The following is a 12465-nucleotide window of genomic DNA, read 5'->3' on the forward strand; positions in this document are numbered from 1 at the left end:
TGCCGTAGCGGGCGTTCAGCCATTCGCCGCCGGCGATGACGGCGACTCCGGCGAGGATGACGACGAGGCTGTAGATGATCCGGCCGCGGGACAGGGGGTCCTCCTGGTGGCGATCGAGGGGAGCAGACAGGCTACCCCAGCCCGGAGCAGCCCTTATGTCGTCGCGGTGCGAGGTGGCCCACGCCGGCGGTCCGGCGATTACCCTGGGCGGATGATGGACGAGGACCGGATTGCGGGGGCCCGGTACGCCTTTCAGGTCGCGCACCCGGCCGCGCCCATGCTGCGCGTGCGGTACCGGCACGGGGTTCCGGTCGACCCGTGGGGTTTCCCGGACTGGACGCCGTACGCGCGCACGATGGTCGAGTTGCCGCCGGCGATCGCGGACCTCACCCTCGACGAGGCGCGGGTGGTGGATGTGCGGGCCGCCGAGACGGTCGCCCGGGCGTCCGGTGATCCGCTCTGGGACGGCACGGTGGGCACGCCGCCGGGCTGGACGTGGGCGCACGCCGCGCAGGAGCGCCGGCTCGCCCTGGTGCCGGCTGAGCTGCACGCGAGTTTCCGGCACCTGGGCGGGGTCAGTGTCGCCGCTTCGCGGGCGCCGGGGCGTGGGCTCACCGCGCGGGGTGGTGAGGCGCCGCGGGTGCTGCTCTCCGAGCGCCTGTCCGACGAGGCGGTGGCCAAGGCAGAAGACCTTCTGGGGGTACGCCTACCGTATGCGTACCGCGAGTTTCTCCAGCGTACCAACGGTGGCGCCCCCGGCATGCCGGCCGTTCTCCCGGGGTGGGGGTTCGTGCTGGACCAGCCGTTGTTCGGGTTCCGGGACGACCGTGCGCAGGACCTGTCGTATGCGAACGCCTGGTTCGGTGACCGTCTGACCCCGGACTGGCTGGCGATCGGTTTCGTGCAGGGCGGCCTGCTGCTGTTGCGGGTCCGTGGCGAGGACGCCGGCGCGATCGGTTACCTCGACGACGATGATCCGCGGGACCGGGACGCGTTCACGGCCGCCGACGTCTGTGAGCGTCTGCTGTCCCGGGTGGCCGACGATTTCGCCGCGTTCTGGACGGCGCTCCGCGGCGTACCCCATGATCTTGAAGAGCTGGCGGCGAATGCCGCTGCCGGTGCCGAACCGGTCTTTCCGGACGGGTGTGGTGTGCTGTTGCCGACGTCGCACCGGAGGACTGATCAATGACGGACTGGCAGCCGGTCAACGACGTCGAGAAAGCGATGCTGCTGGCGGTCGGCGAGAACGACCGGCAGTCCTATTTCCAGCTGCTGGCGCTGGCCGACCTGTTCCTGCCGCAGATCGCCGGCGACGAGTCCCCGGAGCAGCGGTTCCTCACCGTCCGCGCGTTCGGCGAGGTGTTCCTGCCGGTCTTCACGTCGTCGCAGGCGCTGATCGCGCAGGCCGCCGGGGCGGTGAACGGCTACGCGATCACCAACTACTACGAGCTGCGCCGCAAGTGGCCACATCCGGATTGGCGGCTGGCGATCAATCCGGGTACCCCGATCGACGCCTACCTCGCGGTGGAGGCCGTCGAGCAGGCCGCCGTCGGTGATCTCGAGGTGCCGACCCTGGACGAGCTGGGCGCGGCGGCGGTGGCCGATTTCGCCGAGGAGTTCGATCTTCAGGAGCGCCGGGAGCGGGGCGATTACCCGGACGACGACGCGGCGGCGCTGACCGCGGCGGCCCGGGCCGGTGACGTGTACGGCTACCTGAATCGCCTGCTGGACACCACGGTGCTGATCCCGACCACCCGGCCGGTGCTCGCCGCGGAGGAGATCCTCGAACCGGGCTTCCCGTGGCGGACCGGAACCGATCAGATGATCGAGGTGTTCACCGGTCCGGAGGCGTTGGCCCGCACCCACCCCGACCCGGTGCCGGCCGTCGAGGTGTCGCTGCCGTTCGCGCTGGCGGTGTGGCCCGAGGGTCACGGCCTGTCGGTCAATCCGGGCGGCGACGACGGCATCACCGTCCCCGCCGAACAGGTCCTGCTGCTGCTCAGTTTCAGCCCGCCGGCCTGATCCGGATCACGGCCGGCCCGTTCCGGGTGCGGGGACGGCCTGAAACGGCCCGGAGCAGCGGCTTTATCATCGGTAGTGTGCTGCCTGTAGCCCGTACGCGTGACGAAGCCCATCTCTATATGGATTTGCACGGCTGCCCGGAATGTCAGGGTGTCGACGTCGCCTGGGCCGACGCGCTGTCCGAACAGGACGGCGTGCTCGCCCGTCGTTACCACGGGAGTTGTGGTGGTTGCGGGGCGGCACGGGAGTTCGTCTTCGCGCTGCCCGCGCGGCCGACGCCGCCCCGGCCCGGCGCCGCGGTGACGTTCGGGGCGGACGGGGAGACCTCAGTGCTCTTCGACGCCGGTGAGTGGGTGGAGATCGCCGACATGATGGCGCTCGCCGCCGAACTGCCCGACACCGCCGCGGCCGAGGCGCTCGCGTGGCGGGCCACCGCCGTCGCGTGTTTCGACGAGGCGCTGAAATTCGTGCCGGCCGGCGCGGCCGAGGCGCCCGACGGGGCGTTCTGGAGCGACAACGGCCGCGCCTTCCGGGACCGCTTCCCGGACCGGTTCCGCCGTGCCGTGCTCGAGGAGCGGCGGGCGGCGCTGGGCCAGGGATAGCCCGCCACCTGGGCTGACTGTCATCCGGCGCCCGTGCCATCCGCAGCGGCGCGAGGCGGTACGCGCCGCCGGGACGACAAGGCGATGTCCTCAGTCCGACCGGACCACACCCCTGGCTGTGGTGACGTCGGCGTCGTCCGGCGCGGTGACGGTGACCGGGGCGCCGAACTGGTCCAGGGTGAAGGCGACGCGGGCGTAGTACTCGCCCTTCGGGTGGCCGCCGGCCGGGGGGAAGGTGTCGAGGTCGGCGAGATAGGCCATGCTGATGTAGACCTCGAGCTTGCGGAGCAGGCCGTCGTCGTCGATCCAGGCGAGGTAGTGCAGCGGGCTGCCGATGGCGTTGAACAGATCGCCGAGGCGGTCCGGCAGCGGAGGCGGGCAGCTGGTGCTGATCGCCTCGACGACGCTGACGCCGCAGAGAACCTCGTACTTGTGGGGCGCGCCGGGGAGGTCGGGAACCTTCTCGCTGTCGTACCCCTGGAAGGCGTCGTTCCTGGTCACCTTGGTGAGGAACGGCTTCCAGACGGTGAAGTCGGCCAGCCCGCTCGTCGGGTCGGCCAGGATGTTCCCGAAGGACCGGGCGGTTCCCGGGCCGATCCACCGGCGTCCGTCGTCGGGTTTGATCGCCGGTGTGGTGAGCCACACCTTGTCGCCGACCCGGATGCTCTCGGCGGTGGTCTCCTTCACGCCGGAGGCTTCGATGCTGGTGTACTCGGTGTTCGCGTTGTCGCCGTCCGCGCCGAACGTGACCATGCTGGTGCCGGTGAACTTGGCGGTGGGGCCGGCGACCTGCGGTGTGTAGTCGGCCGTGAAGGTCACCCGGGCGCTGCCCGCCTCCTGCAGTCGTTGTCCCACCCCGGCCAGGCGCTGGTGGATCAGGTCGATCGAGGAGCCGTTACGGGTGAAATACCACTTCCCGCCCACGAAGACGGCGACCGCACCGGCGAGGACGACGAGCACGGTGACGAGGCTGTAGGTGATCCAGCGGCGGGACAACGGCGACTCTCCCGGTGATCGGCGGCGGGGAGCGGCCAGGGTACCCCGTGCCGGAGCCGGTGATTCGGGCCACGCAGGGCTCACGACCTGGGATGACTATCATCGGGCGGTGTTCTCGATGAGTCGTCGCCTGTCCCGGGCGCTGGCCGGCGTGGCGGTGAGCGCGCTGGTGGCCGTGCCGGTCGTCCCCCTCAGCGCCGGGCCCGCGCTGGCCGCCCCCGGTGACAACTGCGCCGAGGCCGGTGAGCTGGAGTCCGCCGCGCCGTGGCCGCGCACCACGCTCGCCCTGGACCAGGTGCACGCCTTCAGCCAGGGCGGCGGCGTCACCGTCGCGGTCCTCTCCACCGGTGTCGACGCCAACCAGGAACAGCTTCGCGGCCGGGTGCTGGCCGGGTTCGACGCGGTGCGCGGCACCGGTGCGGCGAACACCGACTGCAGCGGCACCGGCACCCAGATCGCCGGGACCGTCGCGGCCCAGCCGGTCAGCGGCAACGGCGTGATCGGCGTGGCGCCGTATGCCCGGATCCAGCCGGTCCGTGTCGTCGCCGACAACCCGCTGAGTACCGCCCCCGCCGAGGCGGCCCCGCTGGTCCGGGGCGTCACCTGGGCCGCCGGTGCCGGTGCCGCCGACGTGATCGTCATCGGCGAGCCGGTCTACCAGAAATCCGCCGCGCTGGAGAACGCGGTGACCGCCGCCGTGGCCAAGGGGATCATCGTGGTCGCGTCGGTGGGTGACACCGAGACGGCCGGCAGCCTGGACGCCGTCCCCTACCCGGCGGGGTTCGGCAACGTGCTGGGTGTCGGCGCGGTCGGCATCGACGGGACGATCCTGTCCGGTTCGCCGTCCGGTGACTACGTGGACCTGGTCGCTCCGGGCGCTGAGGTGCCGACGCTGCAGCGCGGCAGTGGACTGGTCGCGGCGAGCAGTTCGGGGATCGCCGCGGGGGTGACCGCGGGCGTGGTCGCGGTCGCCAGGTCCAAGCGGGGTGACCTGCTTCCCGCCGAGATCGTGCGGACGATCCTGGCCGGTGCCAGTCCGGCCCCGCTGACCGGGCAGTACGGGGCCGGGGTCGTCAACCCGTACGCCGCGTTGACCGAACAGATCGTCGCGCCCAGTGCCCGCGCCCTGCCCGAGGTCGCGCCGGCCCGGATGCCGGACACCAGTGACGCCGACCGCCGCAGTGCGCTGGCCCTGGGCGGCGCGGGGGTGCTGCTGTTCGTGGTGGTCGTGGTGCTGATCGGCACGGCCGCGATGCGACGGCGCCGGACCTGGCGGCCGGTGCTCACCCCGCCGCTGCCGGTGGTCGAGGAGAAGATCGAGCCGGGCCCGCCGGTCGAGTTGCTCACCGACCTGTCCGGCACCGGCCGCGGCTGAATACTCACTCGGAGCTGAAGCGGTACTGCAGGATCCGGCTGGACCGGGTGTAGGCCGGAAACAGGTTGAGCAACCGATAGATCCGCCGGGTGCCCGCCGGCGCCCGGGCCATCAGTAGCGGCGAATCGTTCATCGGTGCCTCGCCGACGTAGCTGAGCCGCGGGTGCCAGCCGGCGATGACGGCCGGATCGTCGATGCCGCTGAGGAACCGGGCGTTGTACCGGCGGCCGATCGGGTCCCACCGGGAGGCCCGCCATCCGGCCACCGAGACGACGTCGAACAGCAGCCGTCCACTCGGGAAGGCCTCGACGATGCCGGTCAGCAGGCGCCGCACGTCGGCCTCGGTCAGGTAGCCCAGCAGGCCCTCGGCGACCATCACCACCGGCCGGTCCCGGGGGATCCGTTCCAGCCAGGTGAGGTCGGTGACGTCGGAGCCGATCAGCGTGTCCTGCCCGCGGGTGGGCAGGAACCGGCGTCGCAGGTCGGCGACGGCGGGATGGTCCAGGTCGTACCAGGAGACGGTGTCCGGTGGGTCGATCCGGTGGGCGCGGGCGTCGAGGCCGCACCCCAGGTTGAGCACGACCGCGTCGGGATGGCCGGCGAGGAAGTCGCGGGTCCAGTCGTCGAGGGTCTTGGCGCGGACCACGGCGATGAGGCCGAGCTGGCTGGTGGCGAACCAGCCTTTGTCGTAGCCGGGGTCGAGTTGGCGCATCGTCTGTTCGGCCACCGTGTCGCCGAGGATGGGCGACGGCAGCCGGTTGTCCAGTGCCTTGGCCTTGAGTACCGGGCTGAGGGTCTTTTGAACTCCGGCGAGTTCCACACCGCCAGACGCTACTCCTCGACGCCGGTGGCGACGGCGGTCGCGACTGCCGGATCCAGGGTCACGCCGGCCGGCAGCCGGTTGATCAGCGCGGTCGGTACCGTCACGGCCGTGGTGACGTCGTAGCCGAGCATGGCGACCGCGTCCGCGGACGGTAGTGCGTACCGCACCCCGAGGTCGGTGATCAGCACGTATCCGCCGGAGCCGGGCACCTTGACCAGCTGGTAGGTGCCGGCCGGGACCAGGACCGCGTCGGCCAGCGCCCGGCCGGCCGAGGTCGCGGCGGTGGTCGGCACCGCGGCGGCGAGGCTGTCGGCGGTGCCGCCGACCGATACCGCCGGGGCGGCCGCCGCGTCGGTGGTCACCGCGCACACCGTTTCGCCGCTCGCCGGGGTGACCAGCACGGGCGGGTCGGCCGGCGGCTGGGTGGCCGGGTCGACGTCGTCGAAGCGCTTGCTGGTCGCCCAGTCCGCGACGTCGGCGACGGTGATCTCCTGGGCCTCGCCGGGGAACCGGGCCTGGAGCACGATCCGCTGCAGCGGGGTGATCGCGGCCAGGCCGTCGTCGAGCACCACGTAGGCCTGCTCGCCGCTGCCGGTCGCGGTCGGGGCGACGACCACGTCGCCGATCTTGCGGCCGGGGAGGTCGGTGGCCCCGGCGCCCCGGTCGCCGACGTCGATCGCGGCGATGTCCAGGCCGGAGGGCAGCGCGTCGAGCCAGGCGGTGCCGGCCGGCGTGGCGGTGACCGCGCCGAACAGCGCCAGGATGGTGGTCTTGGAGTCCTGGAACTGGAACTTGCGGCCGTGCCAGACCAGGTAGCGCACGCCCTTGACGGCGTCCTGGACGATCACGCCGCGGTCGCCGAGGGCGCTCGACGCGGGCCCGCCCGCGCCGGCCAGCAGCACCGAGCGGGTGCGGGAGCCGACGACCGCGCACATCGTCCACGGCAGGCCGCTGCTCTGGGCCGCCTCGGGCAGCGAGGCGGGTGCCCCGGCGATGCCGATGGTCAGCCCGCGCGGGGCCGCGGTCAGTGCTTTCGCGGCGATCCGGTAGACGGTCGGGTTGGGCCGCCCGGCGGCCAGCTTGGCGGAGGCCAGGTTGAGGGCCGGGATCAGCTTGCCGTTGAGATAGACGAAACTGGCGCCGGTCTCGCGTTCGACGACGACCGCGCCTTCGGTCTTCCAGTTGTTGTTGCCGACCTTGGTGACGATGCCGACGATGCCGACGACCGCACCGGCCAGGATCGCCACCATCAGGCCGCCGAACAGCGCGCCGATGCCGCGGCGCAGCGGTGACTGGGCCGGGTCGGTCTCGCGCATCACGAAGGCCGAGACGACCCGCTGGTTCATGAACTGGTACGAGTGGAGCTGATCGCGACGGGAAGCCACCGGATCACCCGCCGATCGACGCGACGAGCCCGCGGATCGCGCCGAAGACGCCGATGACGGCACAGGCGAGCGGGATCAGCGCCATGATCGCCACCACGTCGAACATGTCGGCGGCCCGGCCCATGTAGGGCGAGGGCGTCCGGCGGCTGAACACCAGCGCGGCGCCCAGCGCGACGACGGCCGCGATCACCGCGCCGGCCAGCACGAACAGGCCCGACGTGGTCCACAGCAGGCCGAGGCCCAGCACGGCCATCCCGAGGAAGCCGGCGACCAGCAGCGGCACCCGCTGCTGCGGCACCGCCAGAAGCCGGGAACGCAGCAGCAGGGCGGTGATCGCCGCCACGATCAGCAGGACACCGGAGATGTCCGGGCGCGCCAGCACCAGGTAGATCATCGCGAGCACGCTGCTGATCGCGGTGGCCAGCAGCAGGCCGGTGAGCACCTCGCCGGCGCGGACCACCGCGGCGAAGACGTCCGAGCGGCGCGGCATCGGCCGGTCCTCGAGGATCTCCTCGGCCCGGTTGGGCAGCTCGGGGAAGGGCAGGCGGCCGATCCAGCCGGACACCACCGGGTACGCCGGGAGCAACCCGATCGAGGTGGTGAGCGCCACCGCGGCCGCACCGGCGGCGGAGATGCCGGCCAGGCTCAGCAGGGCGGCGAGCAGGCCGGTCAGCGCGGTGGCGAGGCCGGCCACGAACAGCCGGGGGAGTCCGGCGACGCCGGTGTGCCCGAGCAGGCTGAGGACCAGCAGGGCGGCCGAGCCGAGCAGCAGGCCGGGCGCGCCGAGGTCGAGGAATCCGGCGCGGTCCGGGGTGAGCAGCCATCCGCCGCCGAGGAACGCGTAGGGCAGACCGGCGGCGGCGACGATCGCGCCCGCCCCGGCGTCGCTGAACGCCCGGGAGAGCAGGACACCACCGGCGGTCAGGGCCAGCGCGACACCGAGTGCGATGACGCCCGGGAGTTGCCAGCCGGGGCCGGTCGCGGCCAGGCCGAACAGCCCGACGACCAGCGCGGCGGAGGTGACGGCCAGGCCGGCACGGCGGGTCTCCTCGGCGGTCCAGGCCCGCCCGGCGCGGCGGGCGCCGCTGGCGATCACCTCGACCACGTCGTCGTACGCCAGCTCGGGCCAGTCGTCCTGGGCCGGGTTGAGGTGCAGCAGCTCGCCGTCGCGGATGCCCTGGGCGGCGAGGTTGCGCTGCGGCTCCAGTGCGGCTCCGGTGGCACGGCGCAGCACCCAGCCGCCGTTGCGCTCGCTGGTCTCGCCCAGTGCGCCCTCGGCGTGCCGCAGCAGATGCGGCAGCAACTCGGCCACGAGCATGTTGTCCGGAAGGGCGATGTCCATCCGCCGCTCGGGCGCGGCGATCGTCACCCGGGCCAGACTGGGGCCACCTGGTGAACTCACTCGATCACCTCCGCTGCGACGCCGACATTTCGCGCCACAACCTAGCAGGCTCGGCGGGTGGCCGTGACCTGGGATTCGCTCGCCCGAGCGGGGATCATCGAGGTCCGGCGGGGATGGCTAGGATGGGTCGCCGTCCCGATGCCCTAGGGGGAAGATCAAGCGTGACAGTCACCATCGTCAAGCGTCCCCCACGCCGGGCCGCGCCACCGATGCCCTCCGGCGAGGTCATGCTGGAGCCGCCACCCGAGGTGCCGCCGGCCGGCGGCAAGGGCTGGACGCGGATGCTGATGGTCCTGCCGATGGCCGCCGGTGCGGGCGCGATGGGCCTGATGATGGGCGTGCAGCGCGGCAGCAACGCGATCACCTACGTGGCCGGCGCGATGTACGGCGTCTCCATCCTCGGCATGATCGCGATGATGGTCACCAACACCACCGGGCCCGGCAAACGCGAGATGATCGAGGCCCGGCGGCAGTACCTGCGCCATCTCTCCCAGCTGAGGGCCCAGGTCCGCACCGCGATCCGCCGTCAGCGGGAGGCGCTCTACTACCGCAACCCCGACCCGGACACCCTGTGGTCGCTGATCGACGGCGGACGCCTCTGGGAGCGCCGCCCGGGTGACGCGGACTTCACCGTGATCCGCGTCGCGGTCGGCGCGCAGGAGGTGGCCACCCCGCTGGTCGCCCCGCAGACCCGGCCGGTGGACGAGCTCGAGCCGATGTGCGCGATGGCGCTGCGCAAGTTCGTCAGCACCTACTCGGTCGTCCCGGATCTGCCGGTTTCGGTGTCGTTGCGCGACTTCTCGCACATCTACATGCGCGGCGCCGACGACGCGGTGGCGGATCTCACCCGGGCGCTGATCGCCCAGCTGGTCCTCTTCCACGCGCCGGACGACCTGCGGATCGGCATCTGCACCCCGGATCACCAGCGGTCCCGCTGGGAGTGGGCGAAGTGGCTGCCGCACGCCCAGCACCCGGGCAAGAACGACGCGGTCGGTCCGGTGCGCCTGGTCGCGCCGAGCGTCCCCGCGCTCGAGGCGATGCTGGACGACGTGCTGGTCAACCGTCCGCGCTTCGACCCGGGCGGACCGCCGGTCAACGGCCCGCACGTGGTCGTGATCATCGACGGCGGTTCGACGGCCGGCTCCGACCACTTGATGACCGAGGGCGGCGTGGGCGGCGTCACCATCCTCGACCTGTCCGTCCCGCCGCCGCGGCTGCTCGACGACAGCTCGGTGGTGCTGGAGATCGACGGTGAGGGCACGGTGGTCGGCACGACCATGGACGGGGCCACCACCGTCGGCAAGGGCGACACCCTGGGCCTGCGGGAGGCCGAGGTGCTGGCCCGCGAGCTGGCCCCGCTCCGGCTGTCGGCCGCGTCACACCGTGACGAGGTCGCCATCTCCCAGGACATGGGACTCGCCGAGCTGCTGGAACAGGACGACCCCTACCAGATCGACCTGGGTGACCTGTGGGCCAGCCGCCCCAACCGGGACCGGCTGCGGGTGCCGATCGGTGTCGGCCCGGACGGCCGGCCGATCGAGCTGGACCTCAAGGAGTCGGCGCAGGACGGCATGGGCCCGCACGGCCTGGTCGTCGGCGCGACCGGCTCCGGCAAGTCCGAGCTGCTCCGGACGCTGGTGCTCGCGCTGGCCGTGACGCACAACCCGGAGATCCTCAACTTCGTGCTGGTCGACTACAAGGGCGGCGCGACGTTCGCCTCGCTCGACCGGCTGCCGCACACCGCCGCGATGATCACCAACCTGGAGAAGGAACTCCCGCTGGTCGACCGGATGCTCGGGGCGATCCAGGGTGAACTGACCCGGCGGCAGGAGTTGCTTCGCAAGGCGGGCAACTACGCCTCGCAGCGTGACTACGAGCGGGCCCGGTCGGCCGGTGTGCCGTTGACCCCGCTGCCGAGCCTGCTGTTCATCGTCGACGAGTTCTCCGAGCTGCTCAGTGAACGGCCGGACTTCATCGACATGTTCGTCCAGATCGGACGGGTGGGCCGGTCGCTCGGCGTCCACCTGCTGCTGGCGTCGCAGAAACTCGACGAGGGCCGGCTGCGCGGTCTGGAGTCGCATTTGTCGTACCGGATCGGCTTGCGGACCTTCTCGTCGATGGAGAGCCGGGCCGTCCTGGGGGTTCCGGACGCCTACGAACTGCCGCGGTCACCCGGCCACGCCTACCTGCGGACCGGCACCGAGGGCCTGGTGCGGCTGCGCGCGGCGTACGTCTCCGGCGCGGTCCGCGAGGAGAGTGCGATCGCCGCCGCCGGGGTCCGGCTGGGCGACCCGATCCGCGAGTTCTCCACCTTCTACGTCGCGCCGCTGCGCGACGAGCAGCCGGACGAGGAGGACGACACCACGCCGGAGTCCGAGGACGACAAGGTGGTCGGCGACACCCTGCTGGAGGTGCTGGTCCGTCAGATGGAGGGCAAGGGCGCCCCGGCGCACGAGGTGTGGCTGCCCCCGCTGAAGACCGCGCCCACCCTCGGGCAGATGCTGCCCCCGCTGGTGGCGCACCCGGAGCGTGGCCTGGTGGCCGACACCACCGAGCGGTTCGGCACGCTGCACGCGCTGGTCGGCATCATCGACAAGCCGTACGAGCAGCGCCGCGAACCGATGTGGCTGGACCTGTCCGGTTCGGCCGGCAACCTGGTCGTGGTCGGTGCCGCCCAGTCCGGCAAGTCGAACCTGATCCGCTCGCTGATGGTCAGCCTGTCGCTCACCCACACGCCGCGGGAGGTGCAGTTCTACGGCCTCGACTTCGGTGGCGGTCCGCTGAGTGCGCTGGTCGACCTGCCGCACGTCGGCGGGGTCGCCACCCGCCGCGACGTCGACCGGGTACGCCGCACGGTCGCCGAGGTCCACGGTCTGATGCGGGCCCGGGAGGAGTTCTTCGCCGCGCAGAACGTCGAGGGCGTGGCCGCCTACCGCCGGGAGAAGACGCAGGGCAAGCACGCCGAGGACGTCTTCGGTGACGTGTTCCTGGTGGTGGACGGCTGGTCGGTGCTGCGGGCCGAGTTCGAGGACCTGGAGCCGACGGTCAACGAGCTGGCCAACCGGGGTCTCGGCTTCGGCATCCACGTGATCGCCGCGGCGAACCGCTGGATGGACATCCGGCCGCAGATCCGCGACGTGTTCGGCACCCGGATCGAGTTGCGTCTCGGCGAGGCGGCCGACTCGGTGATCAACCGGCGGGAGGCGGTGAACGTCCCGGAGCAGCCCGGCCGCGGTCTGACCCCGGACGGCTTCCACTTCCTGGCCGCGCTTCCCCGCCTCGACCGCGAACAGCGGGCCGAGGACCTCTCCGCGGCCGTCGGCCAGTTCGTGAAATCGTCCACCGAGCACTGGTCCGGCCCGCCCGCCCCGCAGGTCCGCCTGCTCCCCGCCGAGCTGCCCTACGAGGCGCTGCCGCCGGCCGCGGGCAGCCTGGTGCCGATCGGCATCGCGGAGACCAATCTGGAGCCGGTCTGGCTGGACTTCGACGCCGAGCCGCACGCGCTGCTCTTCGGCGACGTGGAGAGCGGCAAGAGCTCGTTCCTGCGCGGCCTCGCCAAGTCGATCGCCGCGGCGAACGACCCGTCGCAGGCCCGCCTGCTCCTGGTCGACCTGCGGCGCAGCCTGCTCGGGTGCGTCGACGAGGGGCACACCATCGGGTACGGCAGCTCGCACCAGACCACCGCCGAGGTGATCAACCAGGCGGTCGTGGTGCTGCGTGAGCGGCTGCCCGGACCGGACGTCACCCCGCAGATGTTGCGTGAGCGCAGCTGGTGGAAGGGCCCGAAGCTGTACGTGCTGGTCGACGACTACGACCTGGTGGCCGGGGCGTCGGTGAACCCGTTGCAGCCGCTGCTGGAG

General features: G+C 72.2%; 10 protein-coding genes. 5 read left to right on the plus strand and 5 right to left on the minus strand.

Going from position 1 to position 12465, the window contains the following annotated elements; all coding sequences use genetic code 11:
• Positions 1-265 (minus strand): hypothetical protein (locus tag WH85_RS52600; RefSeq protein ID WP_211275638.1); only part of this gene is annotated, 265 nt, incomplete at its 3' end.
• 12 nt (positions 266-277) lie between these two features.
• Between WH85_RS52600 and WH85_RS44390 the strand changes: the two genes are divergently transcribed.
• The 3 genes from WH85_RS44390 (at position 278) to WH85_RS44400 (ending at position 2624) form a co-directional block, all read left to right on the plus strand.
• A complete protein-coding gene (locus tag WH85_RS44390) occupies positions 278-1189 on the plus strand; it encodes an SMI1/KNR4 family protein (RefSeq protein WP_245674362.1) in 912 nt (303 codons plus the stop codon).
• Positions 1186-2022 (plus strand): SseB family protein, encoded by an 837-nt coding sequence (locus tag WH85_RS44395; protein ID WP_045748239.1) that lies wholly within the window; start codon positions 1186-1188, stop codon positions 2020-2022. Before WH85_RS44390 ends, WH85_RS44395 begins: the two co-directional genes overlap by 4 nt.
• A 119-nt stretch (positions 2023-2141) precedes the next feature.
• Positions 2142-2624: a hypothetical protein gene (locus WH85_RS44400; protein ID WP_045748240.1), complete on the plus strand. Its 483-nt coding sequence runs from the start codon at positions 2142-2144 to the stop codon at positions 2622-2624.
• 90 nt (positions 2625-2714) lie between these two features.
• On the opposite strand, the gene WH85_RS44405 is transcribed toward WH85_RS44400, so the two are convergent.
• The gene (locus tag WH85_RS44405; RefSeq protein ID WP_045748241.1) at positions 2715-3620 is read right to left on the minus strand and encodes a hypothetical protein; all 906 of its coding nucleotides are present in this window, start codon (positions 3618-3620) and stop codon (positions 2715-2717) included.
• A gap of 118 nt (positions 3621-3738) precedes the next feature.
• Here WH85_RS44405 and WH85_RS47960 point away from each other — a divergent pair, with 118 nt between their 5' ends.
• Positions 3739-4995 (plus strand): S8 family serine peptidase, encoded by a 1257-nt coding sequence (locus tag WH85_RS47960; protein ID WP_245674363.1) that lies wholly within the window; start codon positions 3739-3741, stop codon positions 4993-4995.
• 4 nt (positions 4996-4999) lie between these two features.
• Here the strand turns inward: WH85_RS47960 and WH85_RS44415 are convergent, their stop codons facing one another.
• The 3 genes from WH85_RS44415 to eccD are packed head-to-tail and all read right to left on the minus strand — an operon-like array spanning position 5000 to position 8605.
• The gene (locus WH85_RS44415) at positions 5000-5815 is read right to left on the minus strand and encodes a class I SAM-dependent methyltransferase (protein ID WP_045748242.1); all 816 of its coding nucleotides are present in this window, start codon (positions 5813-5815) and stop codon (positions 5000-5002) included.
• An 11-nt stretch (positions 5816-5826) separates the two neighbouring features.
• A complete protein-coding gene (gene eccB, locus WH85_RS44420; RefSeq protein ID WP_045748243.1) occupies positions 5827-7203 on the minus strand; it encodes a type VII secretion protein EccB in 1377 nt (458 codons plus the stop codon).
• A 4-nt stretch (positions 7204-7207) separates the two neighbouring features.
• The gene (gene eccD, locus WH85_RS44425) at positions 7208-8605 is read right to left on the minus strand and encodes a type VII secretion integral membrane protein EccD (RefSeq protein WP_045748244.1); all 1398 of its coding nucleotides are present in this window, start codon (positions 8603-8605) and stop codon (positions 7208-7210) included.
• Positions 8606-8766: 161 nt separating this feature from the next.
• Between eccD and WH85_RS44430 the strand changes: the two genes are divergently transcribed.
• A partial coding sequence (locus WH85_RS44430; protein WP_045748246.1) for a type VII secretion protein EccC occupies positions 8767-12465 on the plus strand: 3699 nt, incomplete at its 3' end.

It is taken from the genome of Actinoplanes rectilineatus (assembly GCF_000962825.1).
Lineage (GTDB): Bacteria > Actinomycetota > Actinomycetes > Mycobacteriales > Micromonosporaceae > Actinoplanes > Actinoplanes rectilineatus.

Excerpts from the sequence above, each read along its gene's own strand:
- WH85_RS44390 (WP_245674362.1), top strand. The coding sequence starts at position 278 with ATGCTGCGCGTGCGGTACCGGCACGGGGTTCCGGTCGACCCGTGGGGT.
- WH85_RS44395 (WP_045748239.1), top strand. The coding sequence starts at position 1,186 with ATGACGGACTGGCAGCCGGTCAACGACGTCGAGAAAGCGATGCTGCTG.
- WH85_RS44400 (WP_045748240.1), top strand. The coding sequence starts at position 2,142 with ATGGATTTGCACGGCTGCCCGGAATGTCAGGGTGTCGACGTCGCCTGG.
- WH85_RS47960 (WP_245674363.1), top strand. The coding sequence starts at position 3,739 with ATGAGTCGTCGCCTGTCCCGGGCGCTGGCCGGCGTGGCGGTGAGCGCG.